The sequence below is a fragment of the Mesorhizobium sp. WSM3626 genome (genome assembly GCF_000513935.1).
GTDB classification, from domain to species: Bacteria; Pseudomonadota; Alphaproteobacteria; order Rhizobiales; family Rhizobiaceae; genus Mesorhizobium; species Mesorhizobium salmacidum.
Map to the genome: position 1 here is coordinate 137,753 of NZ_AZUY01000008.1, position 25,914 is coordinate 163,666.

A 25,914-nucleotide genomic window follows, 5' to 3' on the forward strand; every position below is an offset into this window, starting at 1 on the left:
GTTGGGACAGCTGAAAAAGCAAATAAAATCATCCTGATAATTTTGGCCGAACTGCTTTCACGGGGACCCGTCTGATGATCAAGTCCGAGCTTGTGCAGATTATTGCCACGCGCAATCCGCATCTTTTCCTGCGCGACGTCGAAAACATCGTCGGCGCGATCTTCGATGAAATCACTGACGCGCTTGCCGAGGGCAACCGGGTCGAATTGCGCGGTTTCGGCGCTTTTTCGGTGAAGAACCGACCTGCCCGCACCGGCCGCAACCCGCGCACCGGCGAATCCGTCGAGGTCGAGGAGAAATGGGTGCCGTTCTTCAAGACCGGCAAGGAACTGCGTGAAAGGCTGAACGGCGGCAAGTAGCCGGACGGCTTGTCCCGGCCCGCTTGCGACGGAAAATATCATGCTCAACCGCTTCCTACTTATCGTGATCTTCGTGCCCCTGGCGATCATCCTGATCGCTTTGGCCGTCGCCAACCGCGAACTCGTCGCCTTCACGCTGGACCCGTTCAATCCCGGCAATCCGAAGCTGACGCTGACCTTGCCGCTGTTTATTTTCCTGTTCCTGGCGCTCGCCGTCGGCATGGTCGTCGGCAGCCTGGCGACATGGGTCAAGCAGGGCCGCTACCGCAAGCTGGCGCGCCAGCGCGCCGTCGAGGCGGAAAACCTGCGCCAGGCGGTCCGCGCGCCTTCAGTGCCGCAAGCCCCGGTCCAAGGGTCGGCCCCAGGGTCAGCCCCAGGGTCAGCCCCAGGGTCAGCCCCAGGGTCAGCATTGCCGAAGCCCACCAATTGAAGCGTGGGCCGGCGCATTTTTTTTCACGGAGCCTTTATGCTGACCATTTCGGCCGCGGAGGTCGATCGTGCGCTGACCTTTCCTGGACTGGTCGAGACGCTGCGCACGGCATTTCGCGAGGGCGCGGTGCAGCCGGTCAGGCATCATCACGCGGTCGAAAGGCCTGACGGTGCGGCGTCGACCCTGCTGCTGATGCCGGCCTGGACCGACTTTCAAGCCGCGGGCGGTTCCGCCGGCGGCCATATCGGAGTCAAGATCGTCACCGTCTCGCCCGACAACAACACCATCGGCAAGCCCGCCGTGATGGGGCTCTACCTCCTGCTCGACGGCGGCACCGGCGAACCGGAAGCCCTGATCGACGGCCAGCGGCTGACGCAGTGGCGCACGGCCTGCGCCTCGGCGCTCGCGGCGTCCTATCTCGCCCGTGACGATGCCTCGCGGCTGCTGGTGGTCGGCGCCGGCGCGCTGTCACCCTTCCTGGCCAAGGCGCACAGCGCCGTGCGGCCAATCAAGACCATCCGCATCTGGAATCGCACCTCGGCCAACGCCGAGAAAGTCGCGGCCGATCTGTGCGCCGAGGGCTTCGCGGCCAGCGCGGCGACCGATCTCGATGCCGAGCTTGGCCAGGCCGACATAGTCTCCTCGGCGACAATCACCACCACGCCGCTGATCAAGGGTGCGCTTCTGCGGCCGGGAACCCATGTCGATCTGGTTGGCGGCTTCACCCCGACGATGCGCGAAAGCGATGACGATGCGATCATGCGCGCCCGCGTCTATGTCGACACACGCGCCGGCGCCACCAAGGAGGCCGGCGACATCGTCCAGCCACTGGCCTCCGGCGTGCTGAAGCCGGAAGCCATCGTCGCCGACCTGCACGAACTGGCGCGCGGCCAAAGGGAAGGCCGCGGCAGCCCTGACGAGATCACGCTGTTCAAGTCGGTTGGCGCGGCACTCGAGGACTTGGCCGCCGGCATTGCCGTCTACAAGGCGCTCAGGGGCTAATCATCATTGGCGCGCCGCTGGATGTCGCGGCGGTCGCCTGCCCGGGACTGCTCGCATGGTTGCTGCGCGAGGATCGGCCGGCGTTCTGGTTCGCACTCGGCGCCACCTTGCTCTATGCGCTATCCCTGGTGCTTTGGTTCGTTCTCGTCAAACCGGCCAATAACGTTCTCGCCACCTGGGTGCCGGGCCCGATTCCGGACAATTTCGAAGCCATACGGCTGCGCTGGGAGACCGGCCACATGGCCGTCACGGCGGCCAAGGCTGTCGGCTTCGTTTCGCTGGTTGTCGCCCTGCTTTCGATCGTGCGTGGCTGAGCCATCCGCAACCGCAATGTCGCGCGGGTTTGTTGCGCCGATGGGCATAGCTGTGGCAGAAGCGGGCCGAACCGCCGGAGAAGCTGCCTCTTGAAGTCTTTTCGCGACAAACGCCGCGACGGCCGACCGCACCCAGCGAAGAGCGGGACCGTACAGCCGCGCCAGGCCGAGAACCGTTCCGCGGTCAAGCCAGATGCCAGGCCGCGCGAACAACACAATGTGAAACCGGAAAACCAGTTCGAGCCGAAATCCGCGCCGCGCATCCTCGCCCGCCGCGAAGGCGCCCTGCCCGCTGAGCACCTTCCGGTAATCCTCGAAGTAGCTCCCAACGCAGATTACGCGCTGCTCGACAGCGGTGCCGGCCAAAAGCTTGAACAATACGGTCCCTACCGCATCGTGCGGCCCGAGGGCCAGGCGATCTGGCAGAAGGCTCTGCCGGCAAGGGACTGGGAGCGGGCCGACGCGATCTTCACCGGAGACACCGACGAGGAGGGCATCGGCCGCTGGCGTTTTCCCAAGACACCGCTCGGCGAAACCTGGCCGATGAAGCATGACGGCATTGACTATCTCGGCCGTTTCACCTCGTTTCGCCATGTCGGCGTCTTTCCCGAGCAGGCCTCGCACTGGGACCATATGGCGGACCTGATCGCTGCGGCCAGGCGCCCCGTCAAGGTGCTCAACTTGTTCGGCTATACCGGCCTTGCCTCGCTGGTGGCGGCGCGCGCGGGTGCGGAGGTCACCCATGTCGACGCCTCGAAGAAGGCGATCGGCTGGGCGCGGGAGAACCAGGAGATGGCCGGTCTTGGCGCCAAGCCGATCCGCTGGATCGTCGACGACGCGGTGAAGTTCGCCGAACGCGAGGAGCGTCGCGGCAGCCGCTACGACATCATCCTCTTCGACCCGCCGGCCTATGGCCGCGGCCCCAAGGGCGAAGTGTGGCAGTTGTTCGAGGACCTGCCTGATTTGACGGACCTCTGTCGCTCGATCCTGACCCCAAAACCGCTTGCCGTGGTTCTGACCGCCTATTCGATCCGTGCCTCCTTCTTCGCCATCCACGCTCTGATGCGCGACACCTTTGCCGGCATGGGCGGCAAGGTTGAATCGGGCGAGCTGATCATCCGTGAAAAGTCCGTCGGCCGGGCGCTTTCGACTTCACTGTTTTCGCGCTGGGTGGCCTGACATGAACGAACGGCATGTCGGCGCACCAGGCCAGGTGAAGGAAGTCACCAGCCTTGCCAATCCGCTGGTCAAGGACATCAAGGCACTTGCCTTGAAGAAATTCCGCGACCAGCAGAACGCCTTCATGGCCGAGGGGCTGAAGCTGGTCATCGATGCGCTCGATTTGGGCTGGCAGATCAGGACGCTTGTTTTCGCCAAGGCCGGACGCGGCAACGCGGCCGTGGAAAAGGTCGCGGCGCGCACGGTTGCCGCCGGCGGCACCGTGCTCGAAGTGTCGGAAAAGGTGCTTGTCGCCATCACCCGCCGCGACAATCCGCAAATGGTGGTCGGCGTCTTCTCGCAAAAATTCCTGGCCCTGAAGGACATCCGTGCCGACAATGGCGATGTCTGGGTGGCGCTCGACCGGGTGCGCGATCCAGGCAATCTCGGCACCGTCATCCGCACCGTCGATGCCGTCGGCGCCAGGGGCGTCATTCTGGTCGGCGATACCACCGATCCGTTTTCTGTGGAAACTGTACGCGCCACCATGGGTTCCATTTTCGCCGTGCCAGTGGCGAAGGCAACGACCGAGGCATTCCTGGCCTGGCGCGGCGGCTTTTCGGGTCTCGTTGCCGGCACGCATCTGAAAGGCGCGGTCGACTACCGCTCGGTCGATTTCTCCCGCGGGCCGGTGCTGCTGATGATGGGCAACGAGCAGCAGGGCTTGCCCGAAAGCCTGGCGGCAAGCTGTGACAGGCTGCTCAGGATTCCGCAGGCGGGCCGCGCCGATTCGCTCAATCTCGCGGTCGCCACCGGCATCATGCTGTTCGAGATCAGGCGCGGTGCGTTGAAACTCGAACCAATCCCGGACCAGCAATGAGGGTTGCCCAATCGTGAAATCATGGTCTCCTTACGCGCTGCTCGTCATCGTGGCCATCGCGCTCGACCAATGGATAAAGGCACTGGTCGAGGCCGGCCTGCCCTTCCAGGAAAAGCTAGACCTCCTGCCCTTCCTGGCGCTGTTTCGCACCTATAATACGGGCATCGCCTTCTCGATGTTCTCCTCCTTCGGCGATACCGGTCTCGTGGTCATCGCCGTGCTGGTCGTCGCCTTCGTGCTTTACCTCGCCACGCGCACGCCATCGGGCCATGTCATCGCCCGCATCGGCTTTGCCCTGATCATCGGCGGCGCGCTGGGCAATCTGATCGATCGTGCCGTCTACGGCCATGTCATTGATTACATCCTGTTTCACACGCCGGTCTGGTCCTTCGCCGTCTTCAACCTTGCGGACGCCTTCATTTCCGTGGGCGCGGCGCTGGTCGTCTTCGACGAACTCATCGGCTGGCGGCGTGAACCCACGCCTTCGAACGATTGACCCCACGCTGCCATCGCCGCACAGTCACACGCCAAGCAAGTTCGCGGAGAAAAAGATGACCGAAACCTTCAAAGCCATCCTCGTTTCGCGCGATGCCGAGAAAAAACAGTCGGTCGCCGTGACCGATCTCACCGATGCCGATCTGATGGAGGGCGACGTTACCATCGCGGTCGAGGCGACGACGGTGAACTACAAGGATGGACTGGCCATCTCGGGCAAGGCTCCGGTGATCCGCCGATGGCCGCTGGTGCCGGGCATCGACCTTGCCGGCACCGTCATCTCCTCTTCCAATCCCGACTGGCGCAAGGGCGACAAGGTCATCCTGAATGGCTGGGGCGTTGGCGAAACCCATTTCGGCGCCTATGCCGGGCGCGCCCGCGTGAAGGGCGACTGGCTGGTGCCTCTGCCGGAAGGCATGAGCGCGCATGATGCCATGGCGGTCGGCACCGCCGGCTACACGGCCATGCTCTGCGTCATGGCCCTGGAGCGGCACGGCATCCTGCCCGATCGCGGCCCTGTCGTGGTTACGGGCGCCGCCGGCGGCGTCGGTTCCGTCGCTGTCTCGATCCTGTCCAGCCTCGGCTACCATGTCATCGCCTCGACCGGCCGCAATGCCGAAAGCCCTTATCTGATCAACCTCGGCGCCGCCGAGGTGATATCGCGTGACGAGCTCAACCAGCCCGCCAAGCCGCTGGCCAAGGAGCGTTGGGCCGGCGGCATCGATTCGGTCGGCAGTCACACGCTGGCCAACGTCCTGTCGATGACCTCCTATGGCGGCGCGGTCGCCGCCTGCGGCCTGGCCGGCGGCATGGATCTGCCGTCGAGCGTGGCACCCTTCATCCTGCGTGGCGTCTCCCTGCTCGGCATCGATTCAGTGATGGCACCGAAGGCCGTACGCCTCGAGGCGTGGCGGCGCATCGGTGCCGATCTCGATGTCGACAAGCTCGCCAGCCTGTCCACGACCATCGGCTTCGACGGCATCATCGATGCGGCACACGACATCGTCGATGGCAAGATCCGCGGCCGTGTCGTCGTCGACATGTGACCCGTCGGGGTCGCGACGCCGGACGGAATTGCCACATCAGCTGGCAAATCCGTCGCCGCCGAGGCAAAAACACCCAATCCGCTAAAATTCGAACGATCCCCCGCAATTTTCCATAATCTCTGTCTGGCAAAGGATTTCGCATGATCGCGGAATCCGACAGCCAACCGGTCGACGCAGGCGACGGTATCGGTGCAGGTGACGACATCGATGCGGCACCGGCGCAAGCGCCGGCGTCTGCGCGGCGGTTTATCGCCGCGCCGCCGCTGGTGCCCGATCAGCAACCGGTCAAGCGGGAAGGCCTGCCGATCCTGACCTTCGTTGTCATGGCGCTGGCAGGCCTCTCCTACCTCACCGGGGCGCCGGCCTTCATCGGCGTGGCGTTGCTGGCAACCGGCCTTGCCGGCCTGGCCATGCATCTGCACGCCAGACGCAGCGTGCGCCGCAATACGGTCATGCTTGACGAAACCACCGCCCGCAACCGCGCCGAGATCGAGACGCTGGCCGACCGCATGTGGGAGATGCAGGAAAGCGAGGAGCGCTTTCGCGGTCTCATCGATGCGCTTGGCGACCTCGTTATCCATCGCGACCGCGACGGTTACATCGTCTATGCCAACAAGGTGTTCGCCGACCTTGTCGAAACCGATCAGCGCGACCTTGCCGGCAAGACGCTGGCCGAGCTCGGCATCGAGGTCGGTATCGTTCCCGATGCCGCTTTCTCGGACCATGAATGCCTGAGTTCCACCGACGTTGAAATCCGCACGCCGACCGGCCCGCGCTGGTTCTCGTGGATCGAGCTGTCGGTGCGCGACAAGGACAGCAATGCCGTCTCGCATCGCGCCATCGCCCGCGACATCACCGCACGCAAGCGCGCCGAATCATCCATGATCACCGCGCGCGAGCGCGCTGAGTTCGCAAGCCAGGCCAAGTCGCGCTTCCTCGCCACGGTCAGCCATGAGATCCGCACGCCGATGAACGGCATCATGGGCATGGCCAGACTGCTCGCCGACACCAGGCTGTCGCCGGAGCAGCAGACCTATGTCGGGGCCATCTCAACTTCGGCCAGCGCCTTGCTTGCCCTGATCGAGGATCTGCTCGACTATTCCAAGATCGAGGCCGGACGCTTCGATCCCGAACCGCAGCCGATGTCCGTGCGCGAGATCGCCGACAACATCATCGAATTGATGGCCGCACGCGCCTTCGCCAAGAATATTGGCCTCGGCTGCCATGTCGAACCGGATGTGCCGCAATTGATCACAGCCGATCCGGGCCGGGTCAGGCAGGTGCTGCTCAACCTCATCGGCAACGCCATCAAGTTCACCGACAGCGGCGGCGTTCTGGTCAGCGTCGCGCGCGCCCGCGCAGAGACCACCGACCGCATCTGCTTCACCATCGCCGATACCGGTCCCGGCCTGCGCGACGAGGACATGGAGCGCATCTTCGAGGAATTCGAGCAGGCCGACGGCACCTCGACGCGCCCGCATGGCGGTGCCGGACTGGGACTTGCCATCTCCAAGCGCCTGGTGGCCGCCATGGGCGGCGCGATTTCGGTTTCCAGCCGGCTTGGCCAGGGATCGGAATTCGTCTTCGAAATTCCCGCCATATCAGCCACCGAGCCGCCGCAGGGCCGGTTGAACGCGCTTGCCGGGCGACGCGCCGTGATCCTGTCCAAGAACACCGTCGAGGCCGACGCCATCGCCCGCACCATCCGCGCCAATGGCGGCGCGGCCGGCATGGCCACCACCGTGGCTCAGGCCGCTTCCTTTGCCGACGGCTGCGACGTGCTTCTGGTCGACGCGGCCCTGGAAGAGAGTGACGGAAGACTGCTCAAGCGGCTTCGTCAACATGGGTTCGCCAATTGCGAAGCCATCACGCTGATTGCCCCCACCGATCGCGGCATGCTTGGCGAGTTTCGCGGCAGCGGCTACGCGACATTCCTTGCCCGGCCAGTGCGCGGAGGAACACTCTTGCGTGTCCTTTTGAGCAGCCACGCACCGGTCCTTGCCCCGCCGCAGCCGGAAAAACGACGCGCACCGGCGCTTCGTGCGTCAGGCGAACGCCAGCAGGGCCTGTCCGTGCTGATCGCCGAGGACAACGACATCAATGCGATGCTGGCCCGTGCAACGCTGCTGAAGGCCGGGCATCGCGTCAAGGTGGTCGGCAATGGCAAGGCCGCCGTCGAGGCGGTCACTGGCGCCGGCCACAACCGCCGTTTCGACGTGGTGCTGATGGATCTGCATATGCCGGTCATGGACGGGCTGGACGCCATCGCCGCGATTCGTCGCCATGAGGAGGAGACATCCGTGCCGCCCGTGCCGATCATGGTGCTGTCGGCCGATAGCCAGGAAAAGACCCGCCATGCGGTGCTTGCCCACGGCGCCAGCGGCTTCGTCACCAAGCCGCTTGACCCCGAGGCGCTGGTCAGCGCCGTCGAAGGCCAGGTCGCCGCTTGAGCCGTCTTTTCCCGTGCGTGGCTGACGAAGGCCACCAAAAAAGCAGCCCGGTTTCGGCGCCCGCGAACACGACGCACCTGGGGCCTTGTGACGCAACATAGCCGGTTGACCGCTTTCGCCAGCCGACGAAGTATTGCCCGCGACGCCGTATCACGGTACTGTCACAATCCTGTTGCACCTACACCGTATCCCCGTGCCAAGAGGGATGGCTCGAAGGAGAATCACTCGTGCATACAGTTATGCCGGAATGTGACACTCGGCCGAACGCCAGCAGCGCCTTGCTCGCCGGACGTAATGTCGATTCCGTCATAAAAGGCGCAGCGCTCGGCCGTATCGGCAACCTCGAAGTGCGGCTTGCCCGCAACGAGGCCGAGATCGCGGCCGCGCAGGAAGTGCGTTACCGTGTATTTTATGATGAGCTTGGCGCCAGGAAGGATTTGTTCCAGGCGCAGGACCGCCGCGACGCCGACCGTTTCGACCCGCTCTGCGACCATCTGCTCGTCCTCGATACCACGCTTTCCGGCCCTGAGCACCGCCGCATCGTCGGCACCTATCGCTTGCTGCGGCAAGAAATCGCGGCAACCGCCGGCGGCTTCTATTCCGAAGGCGAATTCGAGCTGACCAAGCTCATCGCCCGTCATCCCGGCCAGCGTTTCCTCGAACTCGGCCGCTCCTGTGTTTTACCCGAATACCGTTCGAAGCGCACCATCGAGGCGCTGTGGCAAGGCATCTGGGCCTATATCAATCATTACGAAATCGGCGTGATGACCGGTTGTGCCTCATTCCACGGCACCGTGCCTGCGGCGCATGCCGAGGCGCTCACCTATCTCGCCCATCATTGCCGCACAAACTCGGCCTGGGACGTGCGTGCTGTGTCCGAACGTTATTGCTCCATGGACCTGATGCCGATCGAGGCGGTCAACACCAAGGCGGCGATCGCGGCGATGCCGCCTCTGGTCAAGGGCTATCTGCGGGTAGGCGCTCGCATCGGCGATGGTTGCGTCATCGACCGCGAATTCTCCACGGTCGACATTTTCGTCGTGATGCCGGTCAAGGAGATCGGCGCACGCTACGTCAATTATTATGGCGGGGAAGCGCAGCGCTTCGCCGCGTGACGATAGCGAATAGCGAATAGCGAATAGCGAATAGCGAATAGCGAATAGCGAATAGCGAATAGCGAATAGCGAGAGTTATGCCGCAGCCGTGTAGGCTGCCAACCCTATTCGCTACTCACTACTCGCTATTCCCTTCTTTTCACGGAATGTCTTCCGGCCGCCGGCCGGGCCGGCTCTTGTAGGATGGAAAGGTCCAGCCGAAACGGAGCGCACCGCCGCGCACCGCGAATGCCGCGGCGAAGCCGGCCAGCTCAGAAACGATCGGCGGCAATCCTGTGACATCGCCAGCCGTGAAGATTGCAGCGCCCGCGAGAGCGGCCGTAACATAGATCTCCGGCCTCAGCAGCACCGAGGGTTCGCCCGCCAACAGATCGCGCAAGATGCCGCCCGACGTGGCGGTGAGCACGCCGGTGATGACGGAAACGACCGGCGAACCGGTAATGGCCAGGCCCTTGGCCGCACCCATAACCGAAAAAGCGGCCAATCCGATAGCGTCGAGCCAGAGCAGCCACTTCCAGCGTGATTCGACACGGTGCGCACCAAAGAACACCAGCACCGCGACCGCCGCGCAGATCAGCACGTAGCTGGAGTTGGCGACCCAGAAAACCGGCAGATTGAGGATGACGTCGCGAAGCGTGCCGCCGCCGATACCGGTGACGCTGGCCAGGAACAGGAAACCGATGATGTCGAGCTGTTTGCGCGACGCCGCCAACGCCCCTGTCGCCGCGAAGACGGCAACGCCGGCATAGTCGAGAAGGGCGATGGGGTTCATGGGCCGAGCGAGTAGCGAGTAGCGAGTAGCGAGTAGCGAGTAGCGAGTAGCGGAATATCACGAAGCCGCAGCTTAGTGTCAGCCCCTATTCCCTATTCCCCATTCGCTACTCACTACTCACTATCCTCACGCATCTTTCTCGGCCTGCTCATTGACCGGCCCTGGCTCGACCGGCGCGTCGGCCGCGATTTTCGGGCCGCCCTTGGCGACGCCGACCATGGCTGGGCGCAGCACTCGCTCGCCGATCGAATAGCCCGGCTGCACGACCTGGACCACGGTGTTGGCCGGGACATCGGGATTGGGAACTTCGAACATCGCCTGGTGGAAATTAGGATCGAACTTCTCGCCTTCCGGAGCGAGTTTCTTGACTCCATGCCGTTCCAGCGCCGACAGCATGGCGCGCTCGGTCAGATCGACGCCTTCGATCAGTGCCTTGAAGCCGGCATCCCCCGACGCCTTGGCCTCGGCGGGAATGGCATCCAGCGCGCGGCGCAGATTGTCTGACACCGACAGCATGTCACGGGCAAAATTCGCCACCGCGTAGGTGCGCGCGTCGTGCACGTCGCGCGCGGTGCGGCGGCGCAGGTTCTCCATCTCGGCCGCGACGCGCAGTGCGCGGTCCTTCAGCTCTTCGTTTTCCTTCAGCAGCCGCACAAGCGCTTCATAGTCGCCATCGATGCTGCCTTCCGTGCGCTCGACATTGGCCTCGGCCGCCTCGGCTTCACTGGGCGCGCGTTCGTCTTTTGCCTGGTCGCTCATCGCCGTTTCCCGTCATCTCGAATGGTATGGATTTGTGCCCGATATCGAGGTTCGCAGGCCAAAAATCAAGGGGAAAGCGACCGTAACGACCTTTCACCGGACCTGGAAGGCGCCAAGGCGGTAGTCCGATTTTAATTCAAATTTTACCGTGCTTGCCGGCTTTGCTTGCCACAAGGCCGTGATGCGGGAACCATTCCGTCGCTGGAGGAGTTTGGGACCCGACGCAGGACTTGAACCGATGACCCGCAACAAGCTCGAAAAAACAGAAAGGCTCGCTGCGGAGGTTCGGCGCCAGATCGGCGCCGAGGCGATGAAGCGCTTTCTGCGCACCTTGCCAGCCTTCCGCACCGAAACCGACATCCCGGACCGCTTCGGGCAATTGCTCGACCACCTCGACAGGGTCGAGGATGGCGACGTCGGCTGGCGACGGGCAGTGAGGATCGACTAGGCCTTACGCGACAATTACGCACAGTAACTTTACGTGATCATCGGCTTGCGGTGGCGGCGCACCCCGCCTATGCTTCCTGATGAACATGATTTCCCCCGAAGCGGCGGCCAATAGCAAGCGCGCCTGGCTCAAGATCCTGGCGCGCTACAAGAAGCCTGACAGGCGGCGCAGCGCACTCGAACTTGCCATCACCCTCATTCCCTTCGCCACTCTGTGGGCTCTGTCGTCCGCGGCCTATGCCTATGGTCATTGGTGGGGACTGATCCTCATCTTGCCCGCGGCCGGATTCCTGGTGCGGATTTTCATGATCCAGCACGATTGCGGCCATGGCTCCTTCTTTGCCAATCGCCATGCCGATGACTGGATCGGTCGTGCGCTGGGCATCCTGACGCTGACGCCTTACGACTGCTGGCGGCGCGCCCATGCCACGCATCATGCCAGCGCCGGCAATCTCGACGAGCGCGGCATGGGAGACATCAGGACGTTGACCGTCGCCGAATACCGGCGGATGTCCTGGCGGGGCCGTCTGGCCTACCGTCTCTACCGCCATCCCCTGGTGATGTTCGGCCTGGGGCCGGTCTGGCTGTTCATCTTCTCGCAAAGGCTGCCCGTCGGCATGATGCGCGGCGGCCTGACGCCCTGGGTTTCGTCAATGACCACCAATCTTGGCATCGCGCTTGCCGCGGCCATCCTCATCTGGGTCATCGGTCCCGGCGCGTTCCTGATTGTCCATCTGCCGATCGTCATTCTCGCCGGTTCGGCCGGCATCTGGCTGTTCTATGTCCAGCACCAGTTCGAGGAGACCGAGTGGGCGAAGGATGGGGAATGGGAGTTCCAGCACGCCGCCCTGCATGGCTCGTCCTATTACGACCTGCCGCCGGTGCTGAACTGGCTCACCGGCAATATCGGCGTTCATCACGTCCACCACCTCTCCGCCAGGGTGCCCGGCTACCGGCTGCAGGAAGTGCTGCGGGACTATCCCGAGTTGCGCGGTATCGGCCGCGTCACGCTGATCGAGAGCCTGCGCTGCGTCAAACTGGCCTTGTGGGACGAAAGCCGCAGCAAGCTGATATCGTTCCGCGAGGCACACGCGGCGCTATAGGCGGTCCACGCAGCGGACGAAACGCCAATTGCTTGGCTTTTCGTCCGATGACCAAGGGCCGGATGAGAGGCAGCGCAAAGCTTCTCAACCGTCCGGCCAGCCCTCAAAGCCTCAGGCCGCCTGCCGCTCGTCGCGCATCAGGATCTCGCCATGGCGGATCTCAGTACCCAGCACCTTCAGGCATTCGCGGATGAAATTGGACAGGCCCGGCCAGCCCTTGGCCGAAACAAGATTGCCGTCGACATGGGCTCCGTTCGGCGCGACGTCGATATAGATGCCGCCCGCCAGCGTCACCTCCGGCTCGCAATAGTGAAGCGCAGCCACTTCCCTGCCCCGCACCACGCCGTCGACCGCGATCAGGATCTGCACGCCATGGCAGATGGTGAAGATCGGCTTGCCTGTCTCATGGAAGTGCCGCACCAGCGCCTGCACGCGCTTGTCGATGCGGATGTATTCGGGACCGCGGCCGCCCGCCGCGTAAACGGCATCGTACTGGGCCGGATCCACCTCGGAAAACGTCTTGTTGAGGATGTAATCGTGGCCGGGCTTTTCGGTGTAGGTCTGGTGGCCTTCGAAATCGTGCAGCGATGTCTTCAGCACGTCGCCGGCCTTCTTGTCCGGGCAGACGACATGCACGGTGTGGCCGACGGCATGCATGGCTTGCTCAAAGACGAAAATTTCATATTCCTCGCTGAACTCGCCAACGAGCATCAATATCTTCTTGCCAGCCATTCCCGGTTCCTCCCTTGGTGGCCATTATTTCGCGTCGCGAAATAACAGCATCATCCTAAGGGCAGGATCACGTAAGGAAAAGCGCAAATCGCACAATGGTAAGACCAGTTTGCGTCGTCCTCGCCCTCCTAGAAACGAAAATAGTCCCGGTGCGCTGTGTCAGCTGCTGCGAAGGCGCCGCCAGGAATATTTCGAACCCTTGGGCTCCGCTATAGCGGCCGGCTGGTAGTAAAGCCCCAACCCGCCGGTACGGCCCTCTTCCAGGCGCTTCAAGAGCACTGGATTCGAGATCTCGAACTCGTCGAAGCCAAGCCGCAGCATATGCGGCAACGGGTCGACCAGAACCTGCCCGGTAGCACGCAGCGCGCCCGTGAAATGATAGCGGCTGCGTAGCAGTTCGCCTTTGGAGAAGGAGCGGCCATCACCGAAGGCCGGGAAGGCCAGCGCCACCAGCGACAGCTGGTCGAGCAGGTCGGCGATCTTCTCGAGCTGATCGCCGGGCTGCAGCAAGACGCCGAGCCGCTCCTTCGCCGAGCGGCGCACCTCCGGGTCGAGGTCGAGGAACGCCTGCAGCGGCAGGATGAAGCGGCCATTACCGGAAAGCGCATCGGCGCTTTCGGCATGGGTCCACTCATCCTCGCGAAAACCCTCCGGGGTCCAGAGCCGGGTCTCCGGTGTCGTCGGTTCAGTCATCAAAATTCCTAAAAATTCGAAGCGCTCAAGGGTGTGTTGAAATTCAGGTCAGGCCGCGTCGAAAACGGCTGCTTCCGAGAACCGGAGCGGAGCGTACTTGAAGTACGTGAGCACCGGAAGCTCAAGAAGTGGCGGTTTGCAGGCCGGCCGAATTGCGACATACCCTATAGTGATGCGTCGGTCAGCGACACTTCCAGTCCCGACAGGTGAATGCCGCACTCGGTCTTGGCATGACCGGCCCAGCGGCCGCTGCGCGCGTCCTCGCCCGGCTGCACCGGCTGCGTGCAGGGAAAGCAGCCGATCGACAGATAACCATAGGCGACCAGTGGATTTTCGCGCAGCGCATGCGCGCGCATGTAGCCGGCCTGATCCGACGTCGTCCAGCGCGCCAGTGGATTGATGCGGATGCGCGGGCCGACCGCCTCGAACACCGGAAGTGCGGCCCGTGTCGAGGCCTGGAAGCGCTTGCGGCCTGTGAACCAGGCGCGGAAGGGTGCGATGCCACGTGCCAGCGGCTCGACCTTGCGCACGTCGCAGCAGGCATCGGTGTTGTTCTGGTGCAGATTGCCGGTCGGATCGATCCGTTCGAGCGCCGCTTCGTCAGGCTTGATGACCCGGATGTTGGTCAGCCCGAAATCGGCGACCAGCGCGTCGCGATAGCCGAGCGTCTCCTCGAAATGCTTTCCGGTATCGAGGAAGACGACCGGCAGCGTGCGGTCGATCTTGGCGATCATGTGCAGCAGCACCGCCGAATCCGCGCCGAACGAAGACACGGCGGCGATCTCGTCGTGAAACAGCTCATTGGCCGATCGTTCGATGATCTCGATCGGGCTGAGATGACCGTAGAGCGCGTCAAACCCCGCCGCCTTGGCGGCGGCGCCGTCCTCGACGTCGACAATATGGTCAAGCGGCCTTGGCTTCGCCAGCATAGAGCGCCTCCTTGAACGGCGCGGGACCGACACGGCGGTAGGCGTCGATGAATATTTCGTGTGGGTTGAGCCGAAGGCCGAGATAGGTATCGACGATCGTCTCGATGGCGTCGGTGATCTCTTCCGACGAGAAGCCGCGGCCGATGATTTCGCCGACGGAGGTGTTCTCGTCGGCCGAACCGCCGAGCGTCACCTGATAAAGTTCGGAGCCCTTCTTCTCGACACCCAGGATGCCGATATGACCGACATGATGGTGGCCGCAGGCATTGATGCAGCCGGAGATCTTCAGCTTCAGCTCTCCGATCTCGCGCTGCCGCTCCAGCGAAGCAAAACGTTGCGAGATTTCCTGCGCGATCGGGATCGAGCGCGCGGTCGCCAGCGCGCAATAGTCAAGGCCCGGGCACGAGATGATGTCCGAGATCAGGTTGGAATTGGCCGTCGCCAGCCCGATGTCGACCAGCGCGTCATAGACTGTCTTGAGGTCGGCGCGCGCCACATGCGGCAGGATCAGGTTCTGCTCGTGGCTGACGCGAAGCTCGTCGAAAGCGTATTTTTCGGCGATGTCGGCGACTGCTTCCATTTGGCTGTCGGTCGCATCGCCCGGCACCTCGCCGATACCCTTGAGTGTGATCGTCACCGCCGCGTAGTCGGGGTGGCGGTGCGTCACCACGTTCTGGTCGAGCCAGTCAGAGAAGCCCTTGGAATCCAGGCGCGCCACCTTGACCGCCGTGTCGCCGTCCGGCCGCCCGGTCAGCGCCGGCGGGGCGAAATAGGCTTCGATGGCGCGAATGTCGGCCTCCGGCAGCTTCTGCTCCGCGTCCTTCAACTCCTGCCACTCGGCATCGACCTGGCGGGTGATTTCCTCGGCGCCGGTCTCGTGGACCAGGATCTTGATGCGCGCCTTGTACTTGTTGTCGCGGCGGCCATAGAGATTGTAAACGCGCAGGATCGCCGTGCAGTAGGACAGAAGGTCGGCTTCCGGCAGGAAGTCGCGGATCTTCCTCGCCACCATCGGCGTGCGACCCTGGCCGCCACCGACATAGACGGCGAAGCCGAGCTCGCCGGCGGCGTTCTTCTTCAGGTGCAGGCCGATGTCATGCGTCTGGATGGCGGCTCGGTCGCGCTCGGCTCCCGTCACGGCGATCTTGAACTTGCGCGGCAGGAACGAGAATTCCGGATGCACCGACGACCATTGCCGCAGGATTTCCGCATAGGGGCGCGGATCGGCGACCTCGTCGGCGGCCGCCCCGGCAAAATGGTCGGCGGTCACATTGCGGATGCAATTGCCGCTGGTCTGGATGGCGTGCATCTCCACGCTGGCCAGGTCCGCCAGGATCGCCGGAATGTCCGACAACGCCGGCCAGTTGAACTGGATATTCTGGCGCGTGGTGAAGTGACCATAGCCCTTGTCGTATTTGCGGGCGATGTGGCCGAGCATGCGCAGTTGCTTGCCGTTCAGTGTGCCATAGGGCACGGCGATGCGCAGCATATAAGCGTGCAGTTGCAGATAGACGCCGTTCATCAGCCGGAGTGGCCGGAACTGGTCCTCGGTGATCTCGCCGGACAGCCGGCGCTCAACCTGGTCGCTGAACTCGGCGACGCGGGCCTGGACAAAATCGTGGTCGAACTCATCGTAACGGTACATGCTTCGTCTTTCAGGGCGCGTCCGCCCGTGGCTGGTTAGGCTGCCCGCGCAGCCTGCTTGCCGAGATCGTTGCGGATGGTGGGACCGGCGGCGCGGATCTTCTCGCGCAGCCGCACCGGCTCGACAATGCCGTCGACGACTTCCGCGTCGATCAGATTGACGTCGACCACTTCATTGTCGGCGTGGGCCTTGGCGCCGATCGCCTCCAGCCGATCCTCTGCCGCTTTGTCCTGGGCAAGGTCTGCATGGTCCACCGTCTCGGCCCAGCCGCCATGGGCGTACCAGACGGCAATGCCGTCGCCGAGGCGATTGGCGGTCAGTATCTTCATGGCTGAACTCCCTCGGCGGCCGCTACGGGCGCACTCTCATGCCTGTGCGCCGCGAGCGGCTCGGACCGCTCGAAATTGGCGCCGGCGACAGCGTCGCCGATGATGGTCATGACCGGGCCCGACAGATCGGCGCGCGCCTCCAGCGACGGCAGGTCGGCAAGCGTGCCGTGGAAGCGTCGGCGATTGGTCAGGCTGGCATTCTCGACCACCGCGACCGCCGTGTCCGGCGACAGGCCGGCCTCGATCAGCCGGCCGGCAACTTCCGCGGCGACCGAGCGGCCCATGTAGACGGCGACGGTAGCGCCGGAAATGGCGAGCTTGGCCCAGTCCGGCAACGAATTGCCCTTGAGGTCGTGGCCGGTGGTGAACACCATCGACGACGACACACCGCGTAGCGTCAGCGGCAGTTCGAAATCGGCGGCAGCGGCGAAGGCCGCGGTGACGCCCGGAACCACCTCATAGGCGATGCCGGCATCGCGAAGTGCTGCCATCTCCTCGCCGGCGCGGCCGAACACCAGCGGATCGCCCGATTTCAGCCGCACGACGCGCTTGCCCTCACGGCCAAGCTCCACCAGCAACGCATTGATTTCGGCTTGGCTCTTGGTATGGCAGCCCTTGCGCTTCCCGACCGGCAGGCGCTCGGCATCGCGGCGGCCCATGGCGACGACCGCCTCCGGCACCAGCGCGTCATGGACGATGACGTCGGCCTCCATCAGCAGGCGATGCGCCCGCAGGGTGAGGAGGTCCTCGGCGCCGGGACCGGCGCCCACCAGGGCGATGTGCCCGCAAACGGGCGCGTCGGACAACAGCAGATCGGTGGCGGCTTCGTGCGCCCGCGAAAAATCGCCGGCCTCGACGGCGCGGGCCGGCGCTCCGCCGAAGAAGTCACTCCAGAAACGGCGGCGCATATTGCCCCGGGGTAATCTCTCGGCGGCATTGCGGAACGACATTGCAAGCGCCGCCAGCGCGCCAAGCGACGGCGACAGCATGCGGTCGATGCGGCCGCGCAGCATCTGCGCCAGCACCGGACCTGCACCTTCGGTGCCGATGGCAATGGCGACCGGTGCGCGGTTGACCAGCGCCGGAGTGAAGAAATCGCAGAGATCCGGCCGGTCGACGGCATTGACGGGAATGCCCAGCCGGCGCGCGTCGGCGGCTACGCGACGATCGAGCGCTTCGTCGCCGCTGGCGGCAAATACCATCACGGCGCCTTCGAGCTGCGAGGCATCATACGCGGCGGTCGCATGCTTCGCGCCGGCTTCGGCGATGAAGGTCAACAGCTCCGGCTCGGCATCTCTGGCGATGATGTGCAGAACGGCACTCGACTGGGCAATCAGCCGCGCCTTGGCCAGAGCCTCCTCGCCGCCGCCGACTATGGCCACGGCTTCGCCCTCGACCCGCATGAAGACGGGAAAGGCGTTGAGCTTGGTGGTGGCTTGCGGCATGATAATAGCGATCCAGGACAGTTTCGCAGTTTTACGCCGAGGCGTAAAAAAGCAGAAGCAAAGCACTCGCGCATCCGGTGATGGCAGGCAATCGCTTTTTCGCAACCGCGAAGGGCAGGAGAAAAATATTCCACGCCCATGCCCATGGGCACGCCGGGTCGCCGAAATCGGCCCTGATTTCAGGCGCTTTTAGCTGCCGGCGACCTGTCTCGCAAAACAGTTTTTTTCTAATTTCTATCAATTTAGTAGATTAAAGCCGTCCGGTGGCGATTTCATGTTCAGCGCCCGGCCTGCACGGCTGTTCGGTCCGCCGCGTGGGTTGGAACGTTGACGGGCTGAAACGCGTTCCCGGTATAGCCACAACTCAACAAGGAGCGTCCTCATGAACACGATCAAACTGAAGCATGGCATTTGGGTTCTGGTGGCAGACGGTGAAAAGGCGCTCCTGCTCAAGAACGTCGGCGACACCAAGTTTCCCAACCTTGAAGTCGTTCATCTGATGGAACAGGAAAACCCGCCCACACGCGAACAGGGAAGCGACAGCCCCGGCCGGTACAATGACGGCCCATCCGTGCACCGCAGCGCGGTCGAGGAGACCGACTGGCACCGTATCGGCAAGGAACGCTTCGCCGAGGAGATTGCCGCCCGGCTCTACAAGCTTGCCCATGACGGCGAGTTCGACAGCATCGTGCTTGTCGCCCCACCAGTGGTGCTCGGCGCCATGCGCAAGAAGCTGCATAAGGAGGTTGGTGACAAGGTGACGGCCGAAATCCCGAAGACCATGACCAACCACGGCATCCCCGAGATCGAGGCCCTGTTGCAGGCAGCCTGATCGCCGGCAACAAGGCGAATGCCATCGCGAGCTCAAACAGATCGGCGGCATCACGGCCGCCGGTCCGGCATTTTGTCGCCGCGCCGTCGCTTTTCGCACCTTGCGGGTTGCATCACCGTTGCCCCTTCCACCATATTGCGAAACAGGCGACGGCTCTCGGGCGCCGCATATCCGACATCGCTAGCTTGAAAGGCGCTCCATAGACAATGCCGCATGACACGCCCCTTATCGCCACCATCGTCGCCGGTCTGGGGCTGGCTTTTGTCTTCGGCGCTCTCGCCAATCGCTTCCGTATTCCCCCATTGGTCGGCTATCTCGTAGCCGGCGTTCTGGTCGGTCCGAACACGCCCGGTTTCGTCGCCGATGCAGGGCTTGCCAACGAATTGGCCGAAATCGGCGTCATTCTCCTGATGTTCGGTGTCGGCCTGCATTTCTCGCTCAAGGACCTTCTGTCGGTGCGCGCTATAGCCGTGCCTGGCGCCATCGTTCAGATTGGCTTTGCCACCGCGCTCGGCGCCGGGCTGTCCTGGATGCTCGGCTGGTCGATGGGCGCGGGCGTGGTGTTCGGCCTGGCGCTGTCGGTCGCCTCGACCGTTGTGCTGCTGCGCGCGCTTCAGGAACGCCGCCTGATCGAGACCGAGCGCGGCCGCATCGCCGTCGGCTGGCTGATCGTCGAGGACCTGGCCATGGTGCTGGCGCTGGTGTTGCTGCCGGCGCTTGCCGGTGTACTCGGCGGCCAGGAACACGCCAATGCCCATTCAGGCGACCTGCTGTCGCTGCCGGCCAGCTACGGCATATGGGGTGTCGTGGGCATCACGCTGGCCAAGGTCGCCGCCTTCGTGGTGCTCATGCTGGTGGTCGGCCGACGGGTCATTCCCTGGATCCTGCACTACGTTGCCCATACTGGGTCGCGCGAACTGTTCCGTCTCTCGGTGCTCGCCATTGCGCTCGGCGTCGCCTTCGGCGCGGCAAAACTGTTCGGCGTCTCGCTGGCGCTGGGCGCGTTCTTCGCCGGCATGATCATGAGGGAATCCGAGCTCAGCCACCGCGCGGCCGAAGAATCGCTGCCGCTGCGCGATGCCTTCTCGGTGCTGTTCTTCGTCTCCGTCGGCATGCTGTTCGATCCGTTCAGCCTGATCAGCAACGGCCTGCCGATCCTGGCGACGCTGGCCATCATTGTCATCGGCAAGTCGCTGGCGGCGTTCGTGATCGTCGTAGCCTTCGGCTATCCCCTGGCCACGGCCTTGATGATTTCGGCCAGCCTTGCCCAGATCGGCGAGTTCTCCTTCATCCTGGCCGAACTCGGCGTCGGGCTGAAACTTCTGCCCGAGCAAGGCCGCGATCTGATCCTGGCCGGCGCCATCCTGTCGATCGTGCTCAACCCGTTGATGTTTCTGGTTATCGACTGGATGAAGCCGTGGCTGGAGGCCCGCGCCATCAGGACGGCGCCACCAGCGGGCACCAAGCCGGTCGGCCCGGCGACGGAACCGGGCCAGGTGGCCTCGGTCGCCGGGACGTCGAGCAAGGAAGACGGCCCGCCGCCGACGACGACGCTTGCCGGTCATGCCATCCTGATCGGCTATGGCCAGGTCGGTGGCCTCGTCGGTGCCGCGCTGAAGGAAGCGGCACAGCCTTTCCTCGTCATCGAGGATGCCGATAAGACGCTGGCGAGGCTGAAAGCAGACGGCATCGAAACCATCGCCGGTAATGCCGCCAATGCCGAAGTGTTCGCCGCGGCCAATCCTGAAGGCGCAAAGCGGCTGATCCTTGCCATCCCCAACGCCTTCGAGGCCGGCCAGATCATGCTGCGGGCACGCGCCGCCAATCCCAACATCAATGTCATCGCCCGCGCCCATTCCGACGCCGAGGTCGAGCATCTGAAGGGACTCGGCGCCGATACCGTGATCATGGGCGAACGCGAGATCGCGCGCGGCATTGTCGAAGAGGTGCTTGGCCACGAGCCGCGGGTTTCTGAACCGTCCGCTGCCTGAGTCGACGCTACCCACAGGCGCGTTCAATCATGCCACGAATGCCGAGCCGCCATTTTGCGCGACACCGCCGAGATATTTTGCTGGGGGCTTGCCAAGCGCCTTCTTGAACATGGTGATGAAGGCGGTAACCGAGCTATAGCCGAGGTCGCCCGAGACTTGCTGCACGCTGGCACCTGACGCCAGCTCCCGAATGGCGACGATCAGGTGCAATTGCTGGCGCCAGCGCCCGAAGCTCAAGCCAGTCTCCTTGACGACGAGACGCGCCAGACTGCTTTCGCTGAGCGCGACGCGGTTGGCCCATTGTGCCAACGTACTGCGATCGGCAGGGTCTTGCGCCAGCGCCTCGGCGATCCGCCTCAAGCGCGGCTCGGATGAAATCGGCAGATGCAGCTGCTGGACAGGCATGCGCGGTAGTTCTGCAAGCAGGGTCCTGGTCAGGAGCTCATCCCTTGCCTGGTCGTCCTGCACGCTGTCGGACAGCTCGACGATCAATTCGCGCAGCAGCGGCGAGATCGAAAGCGTGCAGCACCGGTCCGGCAATTCGGCGGCTCCCGGCTCGATATAGACGAAGAAGATCCGCGCGTTGGCAGTCACGATGTTGCTGTGCTCCATGCCAGCCGAGATCCATACGCCGCAATGCGGCGGCACCATCCAAAGGCCGCTCGGAACGCGGCATGTGACGCCGCCTCCGAGCGCAAAGACGAGCTGGCCTTTGCGGTGCCAATGGGCGGGCACCTCCGCTCTGGTCTCGGTGACGTCGACACGCACGGCGATGGCTGGCGCCAGCACGTCATCGACATCGAAATTGACCCATGGGTAGCGAAGAGGCTGTCTCATGATTGACTGCTTTTAGCGATTAAATGCCATGATAGCTAAATTCCTCAAGCAGGGAAGTCGATAAGTTCCGGCCTCCAGCAAGAAGGTACGCACCCATGCTCGCCTTAGTCATATCTTCCGACAGCGCCACGGGATTGAGGTTAGCCGAGGTCGAAGAACCTCGGCCCCTCGCGGACGAGGCGCTCGTCTCGGTCCACGCAACCTCGTTGAACCGGGGTGAACTGCGCTTGCTCACCATCCGTCCGAACGGCTGGACACCCGGCCAGGACATCGTCGGAATTGTCGAACGCGCGGCCGCCGATGGCTCCGGGCCGATCACGGGCACCAGGGTCGCGGCTTTGGTCGACCAGGCCGGCTGGGCTGAACGGGTCGCCGTTTCAACAGACCGTCTCGCCGTCCTGCCGGATGAGGTCAGCTTCGCCTCGGCAGCCACGCTGCCGGTCGCCGGCACGACGGCGCTCAGGACTTTGCGCCACGGCGGTGACCTGGCCGGCCTAAAGGTCCTGATCACCGGTGCAAGCGGCGCCGTCGGTCGCTTCCAGATCCAGATCGCCCGCGAGCAGGGTGCGTCGGTGACCGCCATCGCCGCCGCCAGGCACCACGAGGATTTGCGTGAACTCGGAGCCGAGCAGATCGTGGAGTCGATCGAGCAGGCCGAGGGGCCGTTTTCGCTGATCACCGAGTCGGTCGGCGGCGAAAGCCTCGCACGCGCGATCGAACGCATCGCCCCTGGCGGCACAATCGTCATGTTCGGCTCGAGCAGCGGTGAACTCACGCCGGTGGGGTTCCGTCAGTTCGTTCCGGGTCACGAAGGGGCGAGGCTCCAGACGTTCGCCTACTACACGTCCGGTTCAGCCATCGGCGCCGACATCGCCGCGCTGCTCGCCCTGGTCGCAGCTGGTCGGCTGGACACCCGCATTGCCTTGACCGTGCCATGGACGAACATCGGCCAAGCCCTGGACGCACTGCGACAGCGCAGCTTCAGCGGCAAGGCTGTCGTCACCATAGGCGGATGAGCCGGCCTTAGCCCGAAGTCGACCAGTTCATACGTGCTGGCCGCCATTGATGTGGATTTCCGAGCCGGTCACATAGGACGCCTGCCCGGAGCACAGGAAAAAAATGATGTCGGCGACCTCCGCCGTGGTGCCCAGGCGCCGAAGCGGAATGGTCTCGACGATCTTTTCCGTGCCCGGCGACAGGATCGCGGTGTCGATCTCGCCCGGCGCGATGGCGTTGACACGGATGCCGTGCGGGCCGAAATCATGCGCCATCTCGCGCGTCAGCGAGCCGAGCGCCGCCTTCGACGTCGCATAGGCGGTGCCGGCGAAGGGATGCACGCGGGTGCCGGCGATCGACGTCACATTGACGATCGAGCCTCTGGCAGCCGCCAATTCCTTGAACAGGCCGCGCCCCAGCATGATAGGCGCGAAGAAATTGACCTGGAACACGTCGCGCCAGACATGCATCGGCGTGTCGATCGAGTCCATCCGGCTGTTGCCATCCTTGAGCTTGGGCGAAATGCCGGCATTGTTGACCAGCGCGTGCAACTGCCCGCCATGCGCTTCGAGCCGATGACGGATCTCGGATACCGCAATACCGACATCTTCCTGATCGGCGAGGTCGACCTTGATGTGGTCCTCTGGACCGGCCGGCCACGGGCAGTCCTCGGCAAAGGCCTGGCGCGAGCAGGTGATGACGCGCCAGCCCTCGCGCGAAAAGCGCTTCACCGTGGCATGGCCGATACCGCGGCTGGCGCCGGTCAGCACGATGGTTTTTCTGGTGTCTGTCTCGGTCATGTCGCGGTCTCCAGCCAGGACATGTAGCCGAACGCCGCCGGGGTGGCGAGAGGCGGATTGACGCCGCTAGCCGGCTGCTCAGCCGCCGCCAAGAATATCCAGGATCGAGGTCTGCCGCTTCTTGAGCCGACCGCCGACGCTGCCTGGCGGCACCGGGTGCCCGACCGAAGCCGTGGTGCCGCCATCCGCTGGCATGTTGAAGCCATCGGCATCGACGGTCTGGGCAGGCCGCGCCGCACGGACCGGCGCCGGCGGTGCCGCCGCCTGCGCGGCCGGCGCCTGCTGTCCAACCGAAGCCGAGGGAACCGGTGCCGGTTGGTTGTTGTCGGCCGAGGGAATGTCGTCAGGCACGATGGTGTCCGCCGGTGTCGACTTCCAGGTGCCGGGCAGCGGCCGCACCGGCACGCCCTCATGCGCGGCGACCATGAATTCGTGCCAGGCCTGCGCCGGCAGCGCGCCGCCGGTAACCTTCTTCATCGCCGTGCCGTCATCATTGCCGAACCAAACGCCGGTGGTCAGATTGGCGGTGTAGCCGACGAACCAGGCGTCGCGCGAATTCTGGCTGGTGCCGGTCTTGCCGGCCGACGGCCAGGCGAAGGCCGCCTTCTTGGCGGTGCCGACCTCGACCGTCCCGGTCATCATCGAATTCATCATGCCAACGATCTCGGGCTTGATCACGCGCGGTGCGCTGCCGCCAGCGCTGTCATAGAGCACCTTGCCGTCGGATGTCGTGACGCGGCGGATGAAATGAATGTCGGGCTTGTAGCCGCCATTGGCGAAGGGCACATAGGCCGAGGTCAGTTCCAGCGGCGTCACTTCCGAGGTGCCGAGCGCGATCGAGGTGTTGGCCAGCAGGTCGGACTGGATGCCCATGCGGTGCGCGGCTTCCACCACCGCGTTCGGCCCGACTTCCATGGTCAACTGCGCGGCAACCGAGTTGAGCGACTTGGCCAGCGCCGTCGCCAAGGTGACCTTGCCAAAGTACTTGCCGCCGTAATTGTCGGGTGTCCAGTTGCCGATCTTGATCGGTGCGTCGTTGCGGATGCTGTCGGGCGTGCGGCCGGCCTCGAGCGCAGCCATGTAGACGAACGGCTTGAACGCCGAGCCCGGCTGCCGGCGCGCCTCGGAGGCGCGGTCGAACTGGCTGGTCGAATAGTCATAGCCGCCGACCATGGCCCGCACCGCGCCGGAATCGTCGATCGACACCAGCGCGCCCTGGGTGACGTTGAGCTTCTTGCCGCTGTCGTCGATCAGCCGGCGGATCGACTGTTCGGCGAGTTTCTGCAGGTTCAGGTCTACGGTAGAATCGATGACGATATCGCCGCGCACATCGCCGATCAGGTCGGGCAACTCTTCCATGATTGTATCGGCGACGTAATTTTCCGAGCCGGTCCAGTAGGATGGCGAGCGCGTCGCCGGTGCGCTCAGCGCCGTCTTCAGCTCTTTCTCGCTGATCTTGCCCTCCTCGCGCATGGCGGCGAGCACCAGCTGCGAGCGCTCCTCGGCGGCCTTGGGATCACGCGCCGGCGATAGCCGCGACGGCGCCTTCAGCAGGCCCGCCAGGAGTGCCGCTTCCGACAAGGTGACATCGCGCGCGCTCTTGCCGAAATAACGGCGCGAGGCCGCCTCGACACCATAGGCACCCGAGCCGAAATAGACCCGGTTGAGGTACATTTCGAGGATCTGGTCCTTGGTGTGCTTGTGCTCCAGCCACAGCGCCAGCAGCACCTCCTGCACCTTGCGTTCCAGCGTGCGGTCGGGCTTCAGGAAAAGGTTCTTGGCCAATTGCTGCGTCAGCGTCGAACCACCTTGCGAGAAGTGCCCGCCGATGAGGTTGGTCACCATGGCGCGCGACAGGCCGATCGGATCGACACCGAAATGCGAATAGAAGCGGCGGTCCTCGATGGCGATCACCGCCTCGGGAATATAGGGCGACATTTCGTGCAGGCCGACCGCTTCGCCGCCGCTCATGCCGCGATTGGCCAGCAGCTGCCCGTCGGCCGAGACGATCTTGATGTTGGGCGCACGGTCGGGGATCGACCAGGTCGTGGCCGCGGGCATCTTGGCGCCGTAGTAGATAACGACGCCCGCCACCGCGATGCCGCCCCATATGGCGAGCACGAAACACCAGTAGACCAGCCGGCCGAGCACGCCGAACAGGCCGCGTCCACTCCCGCCGCGCCTCCCCCGCGACGATTTCCCCTTCGATGATTTGCGTTTGGCGGAGGCTTTGCGATTGCTCGGCACGACGCGGTCCTCCTCGCTCACCGAAAGACCCGTCTGGGATTTCGCCCGTGGCGGTCCCTCGAAGCTGGGCTCGATGCGACTGTCTCTGCGGTTCGCCATGCGCTGCGC

26 protein-coding genes are annotated in these 25,914 nt (G+C 64.1%); 15 read left to right on the top strand and 11 right to left on the bottom strand.

The annotated features are described in order from the left end of the window. The first annotated feature begins 74 nt into the window (after nucleotides 1-74). The 10 genes from M653_RS0108955 to M653_RS0109000 all read left to right on the top strand — a co-directional run bounded on the left by M653_RS0108955 (nucleotide 75) and on the right by M653_RS0109000 (nucleotide 9,249). The gene (locus tag M653_RS0108955; protein ID WP_006200394.1) at nucleotides 75-359 is read left to right on the top strand and encodes an integration host factor subunit beta; all 285 of its coding nucleotides are present in this window, start codon (nucleotides 75-77) and stop codon (nucleotides 357-359) included. A gap of 40 nt (nucleotides 360-399) precedes the next feature. Continuing rightward, nucleotides 400-789, top strand: coding sequence for a LapA family protein (locus M653_RS0108960; protein WP_027143042.1), 390 nt, complete (start codon nucleotides 400-402; stop codon nucleotides 787-789). Between the two features lie 36 nt (nucleotides 790-825). Next, nucleotides 826-1,791, top strand: a complete 966-nt coding sequence (locus M653_RS0108965) for an ornithine cyclodeaminase family protein (protein WP_027143043.1) — start codon at nucleotides 826-828, stop codon at nucleotides 1,789-1,791. A gap of 59 nt (nucleotides 1,792-1,850) precedes the next feature. Further along, a complete protein-coding gene (locus M653_RS01000000132255) occupies nucleotides 1,851-2,105 on the top strand; it encodes a hypothetical protein (protein WP_245262084.1) in 255 nt (84 codons plus the stop codon). Between the two features lie 90 nt (nucleotides 2,106-2,195). Beyond that, the gene (locus M653_RS0108975; protein WP_027143044.1) at nucleotides 2,196-3,284 is read left to right on the top strand and encodes a class I SAM-dependent rRNA methyltransferase; all 1,089 of its coding nucleotides are present in this window, start codon (nucleotides 2,196-2,198) and stop codon (nucleotides 3,282-3,284) included. Between the two features lies 1 nt (nucleotide 3,285). Beyond that, the gene (locus M653_RS0108980; protein WP_027143045.1) at nucleotides 3,286-4,143 is read left to right on the top strand and encodes an RNA methyltransferase; all 858 of its coding nucleotides are present in this window, start codon (nucleotides 3,286-3,288) and stop codon (nucleotides 4,141-4,143) included. Nucleotides 4,144-4,156: 13 nt separating this feature from the next. Then, nucleotides 4,157-4,639, top strand: a complete 483-nt coding sequence (gene lspA, locus M653_RS0108985; RefSeq protein ID WP_027143046.1) for a signal peptidase II — start codon at nucleotides 4,157-4,159, stop codon at nucleotides 4,637-4,639. Between the two features lie 55 nt (nucleotides 4,640-4,694). Continuing rightward, nucleotides 4,695-5,684, top strand: coding sequence for an MDR family oxidoreductase (locus tag M653_RS0108990; protein WP_027143047.1), 990 nt, complete (start codon nucleotides 4,695-4,697; stop codon nucleotides 5,682-5,684). Nucleotides 5,685-5,824: 140 nt separating this feature from the next. Continuing rightward, the gene (locus tag M653_RS0108995) at nucleotides 5,825-8,134 is read left to right on the top strand and encodes a PAS domain-containing hybrid sensor histidine kinase/response regulator (RefSeq protein WP_027143048.1); all 2,310 of its coding nucleotides are present in this window, start codon (nucleotides 5,825-5,827) and stop codon (nucleotides 8,132-8,134) included. A gap of 239 nt (nucleotides 8,135-8,373) precedes the next feature. Further along, nucleotides 8,374-9,249 (top strand): GNAT family N-acetyltransferase, encoded by an 876-nt coding sequence (locus M653_RS0109000; RefSeq protein WP_032935138.1) that lies wholly within the window; start codon nucleotides 8,374-8,376, stop codon nucleotides 9,247-9,249. A gap of 139 nt (nucleotides 9,250-9,388) precedes the next feature. On the opposite strand, the gene M653_RS0109005 is transcribed toward M653_RS0109000, so the two are convergent. Together M653_RS0109005 and grpE are read right to left on the bottom strand one after the other, a co-directional pair. Continuing rightward, nucleotides 9,389-10,021: a trimeric intracellular cation channel family protein gene (locus M653_RS0109005; protein ID WP_027143050.1), complete on the bottom strand. Its 633-nt coding sequence runs from the start codon at nucleotides 10,019-10,021 to the stop codon at nucleotides 9,389-9,391. Nucleotides 10,022-10,147: 126 nt separating this feature from the next. Then, complete coding sequence (grpE, locus tag M653_RS0109010; protein ID WP_027143051.1) at nucleotides 10,148-10,780, bottom strand: nucleotide exchange factor GrpE; 633 nt, start codon at nucleotides 10,778-10,780, stop codon at nucleotides 10,148-10,150. Between the two features lie 238 nt (nucleotides 10,781-11,018). On the opposite strand from grpE, the gene M653_RS0109015 reads away from it, so the two are divergent. Both M653_RS0109015 and M653_RS0109020 read left to right on the top strand, forming a co-directional pair. Beyond that, the gene (locus M653_RS0109015) at nucleotides 11,019-11,228 is read left to right on the top strand and encodes a hypothetical protein (protein ID WP_027143052.1); all 210 of its coding nucleotides are present in this window, start codon (nucleotides 11,019-11,021) and stop codon (nucleotides 11,226-11,228) included. 79 nt (nucleotides 11,229-11,307) lie between these two features. After that, nucleotides 11,308-12,330: a fatty acid desaturase gene (locus tag M653_RS0109020; RefSeq protein WP_027143053.1), complete on the top strand. Its 1,023-nt coding sequence runs from the start codon at nucleotides 11,308-11,310 to the stop codon at nucleotides 12,328-12,330. A 111-nt stretch (nucleotides 12,331-12,441) separates the two neighbouring features. Here the strand turns inward: M653_RS0109020 and M653_RS0109025 are convergent, their stop codons facing one another. The 6 genes from M653_RS0109025 to cysG all read right to left on the bottom strand — a co-directional run bounded on the left by M653_RS0109025 (nucleotide 12,442) and on the right by cysG (nucleotide 18,103). Continuing rightward, entirely contained in the window at nucleotides 12,442-13,062 is a 621-nt protein-coding gene (locus M653_RS0109025; protein ID WP_027143054.1) for a DJ-1/PfpI family protein, read from the bottom strand. 159 nt (nucleotides 13,063-13,221) lie between these two features. Beyond that, a complete protein-coding gene (locus tag M653_RS0109030) occupies nucleotides 13,222-13,755 on the bottom strand; it encodes a DUF934 domain-containing protein (RefSeq protein ID WP_027143055.1) in 534 nt (177 codons plus the stop codon). A gap of 164 nt (nucleotides 13,756-13,919) precedes the next feature. Then, nucleotides 13,920-14,684, bottom strand: a complete 765-nt coding sequence (locus M653_RS0109035) for a phosphoadenylyl-sulfate reductase (RefSeq protein ID WP_027143056.1) — start codon at nucleotides 14,682-14,684, stop codon at nucleotides 13,920-13,922. After that, on the bottom strand, nucleotides 14,659-16,329 hold the full coding sequence (locus tag M653_RS0109040; protein ID WP_027143057.1) for a nitrite/sulfite reductase: 1,671 nt from the start codon (nucleotides 16,327-16,329) through the stop codon (nucleotides 14,659-14,661). Before M653_RS0109040 ends, M653_RS0109035 begins: the two co-directional genes overlap by 26 nt. A 35-nt stretch (nucleotides 16,330-16,364) precedes the next feature. Beyond that, nucleotides 16,365-16,658, bottom strand: a complete 294-nt coding sequence (locus M653_RS0109045; protein ID WP_027143058.1) for a DUF2849 domain-containing protein — start codon at nucleotides 16,656-16,658, stop codon at nucleotides 16,365-16,367. Beyond that, nucleotides 16,655-18,103 carry a siroheme synthase CysG gene (cysG, locus tag M653_RS0109050; RefSeq protein ID WP_027143059.1) on the bottom strand — a complete coding sequence of 483 codons (1,449 nt, stop codon included), beginning with the start codon at nucleotides 18,101-18,103 and terminating at the stop codon, nucleotides 16,655-16,657. Before cysG ends, M653_RS0109045 begins: the two co-directional genes overlap by 4 nt. Before the next feature lie 382 nt (nucleotides 18,104-18,485). Between cysG and M653_RS0109055 the strand changes: the two genes are divergently transcribed. Together M653_RS0109055 and M653_RS0109060 are read left to right on the top strand one after the other, a co-directional pair. After that, the gene (locus tag M653_RS0109055) at nucleotides 18,486-18,935 is read left to right on the top strand and encodes a host attachment protein (protein ID WP_027143060.1); all 450 of its coding nucleotides are present in this window, start codon (nucleotides 18,486-18,488) and stop codon (nucleotides 18,933-18,935) included. A 206-nt stretch (nucleotides 18,936-19,141) separates the two neighbouring features. Next, nucleotides 19,142-20,926 (top strand): cation:proton antiporter, encoded by a 1,785-nt coding sequence (locus tag M653_RS0109060; protein WP_027143061.1) that lies wholly within the window; start codon nucleotides 19,142-19,144, stop codon nucleotides 20,924-20,926. Nucleotides 20,927-20,953: 27 nt separating this feature from the next. Here M653_RS0109060 and M653_RS0109065 read toward each other — a convergent pair whose 3' ends face one another. Continuing rightward, nucleotides 20,954-21,763 (bottom strand): helix-turn-helix transcriptional regulator, encoded by an 810-nt coding sequence (locus M653_RS0109065; protein ID WP_027143062.1) that lies wholly within the window; start codon nucleotides 21,761-21,763, stop codon nucleotides 20,954-20,956. Nucleotides 21,764-21,858: 95 nt separating this feature from the next. Here M653_RS0109065 and M653_RS0109070 point away from each other — a divergent pair, with 95 nt between their 5' ends. Continuing rightward, nucleotides 21,859-22,779 carry a zinc-binding dehydrogenase gene (locus M653_RS0109070; RefSeq protein ID WP_027143063.1) on the top strand — a complete coding sequence of 307 codons (921 nt, stop codon included), beginning with the start codon at nucleotides 21,859-21,861 and terminating at the stop codon, nucleotides 22,777-22,779. A 27-nt stretch (nucleotides 22,780-22,806) separates the two neighbouring features. Here the strand turns inward: M653_RS0109070 and M653_RS0109075 are convergent, their stop codons facing one another. Together M653_RS0109075 and M653_RS0109080 are read right to left on the bottom strand one after the other, a co-directional pair. Further along, nucleotides 22,807-23,559, bottom strand: coding sequence for an SDR family oxidoreductase (locus M653_RS0109075; protein ID WP_027143064.1), 753 nt, complete (start codon nucleotides 23,557-23,559; stop codon nucleotides 22,807-22,809). A 78-nt stretch (nucleotides 23,560-23,637) separates the two neighbouring features. Beyond that, a complete protein-coding gene (locus M653_RS0109080) occupies nucleotides 23,638-25,905 on the bottom strand; it encodes a transglycosylase domain-containing protein (protein WP_027143065.1) in 2,268 nt (755 codons plus the stop codon). Nucleotides 25,906-25,914 lie beyond the last annotated feature (9 nt).

Bases quoted from the DNA above. Each gene is read 5' to 3' on its own strand.
- M653_RS0108965 (WP_027143043.1), top strand. From the start codon at position 826: ATGCTGACCATTTCGGCCGCGGAGGTCGATCGTGCGCTGACCTTTCCT.
- grpE (WP_027143051.1), bottom strand. From the start codon at position 10,780: ATGAGCGACCAGGCAAAAGACGAACGCGCGCCCAGTGAAGCCGAGGCG.
- M653_RS0109055 (WP_027143060.1), top strand. From the start codon at position 18,486: ATGAACACGATCAAACTGAAGCATGGCATTTGGGTTCTGGTGGCAGAC.
- M653_RS0109025 (WP_027143054.1), bottom strand. From the start codon at position 13,062: ATGGCTGGCAAGAAGATATTGATGCTCGTTGGCGAGTTCAGCGAGGAA.
- M653_RS0108990 (WP_027143047.1), top strand. From the start codon at position 4,695: ATGACCGAAACCTTCAAAGCCATCCTCGTTTCGCGCGATGCCGAGAAA.
- M653_RS0109015 (WP_027143052.1), top strand. From the start codon at position 11,019: ATGACCCGCAACAAGCTCGAAAAAACAGAAAGGCTCGCTGCGGAGGTT.
- M653_RS0109075 (WP_027143064.1), bottom strand. From the start codon at position 23,559: ATGACCGAGACAGACACCAGAAAAACCATCGTGCTGACCGGCGCCAGC.
- M653_RS0109065 (WP_027143062.1), bottom strand. From the start codon at position 21,763: ATGAGACAGCCTCTTCGCTACCCATGGGTCAATTTCGATGTCGATGAC.
- M653_RS0109045 (WP_027143058.1), bottom strand. From the start codon at position 16,658: ATGAAGATACTGACCGCCAATCGCCTCGGCGACGGCATTGCCGTCTGG.
- M653_RS0108980 (WP_027143045.1), top strand. From the start codon at position 3,286: ATGAACGAACGGCATGTCGGCGCACCAGGCCAGGTGAAGGAAGTCACC.
- M653_RS0108995 (WP_027143048.1), top strand. From the start codon at position 5,825: ATGATCGCGGAATCCGACAGCCAACCGGTCGACGCAGGCGACGGTATC.
- M653_RS0109040 (WP_027143057.1), bottom strand. From the start codon at position 16,329: ATGTACCGTTACGATGAGTTCGACCACGATTTTGTCCAGGCCCGCGTC.
- M653_RS0109060 (WP_027143061.1), top strand. From the start codon at position 19,142: ATGCCGCATGACACGCCCCTTATCGCCACCATCGTCGCCGGTCTGGGG.
- M653_RS0109035 (WP_027143056.1), bottom strand. From the start codon at position 14,684: ATGCTGGCGAAGCCAAGGCCGCTTGACCATATTGTCGACGTCGAGGAC.
- M653_RS0109020 (WP_027143053.1), top strand. From the start codon at position 11,308: ATGAACATGATTTCCCCCGAAGCGGCGGCCAATAGCAAGCGCGCCTGG.
- cysG (WP_027143059.1), bottom strand. From the start codon at position 18,103: ATGCCGCAAGCCACCACCAAGCTCAACGCCTTTCCCGTCTTCATGCGG.
- M653_RS0109000 (WP_032935138.1), top strand. From the start codon at position 8,374: ATGCCGGAATGTGACACTCGGCCGAACGCCAGCAGCGCCTTGCTCGCC.
- M653_RS0109005 (WP_027143050.1), bottom strand. From the start codon at position 10,021: ATGAACCCCATCGCCCTTCTCGACTATGCCGGCGTTGCCGTCTTCGCG.
- M653_RS0108955 (WP_006200394.1), top strand. From the start codon at position 75: ATGATCAAGTCCGAGCTTGTGCAGATTATTGCCACGCGCAATCCGCAT.
- M653_RS0109080 (WP_027143065.1), bottom strand. From the start codon at position 25,905: ATGGCGAACCGCAGAGACAGTCGCATCGAGCCCAGCTTCGAGGGACCG.
- M653_RS0109070 (WP_027143063.1), top strand. From the start codon at position 21,859: ATGCTCGCCTTAGTCATATCTTCCGACAGCGCCACGGGATTGAGGTTA.
- M653_RS0108960 (WP_027143042.1), top strand. From the start codon at position 400: ATGCTCAACCGCTTCCTACTTATCGTGATCTTCGTGCCCCTGGCGATC.
- M653_RS0109030 (WP_027143055.1), bottom strand. From the start codon at position 13,755: ATGACTGAACCGACGACACCGGAGACCCGGCTCTGGACCCCGGAGGGT.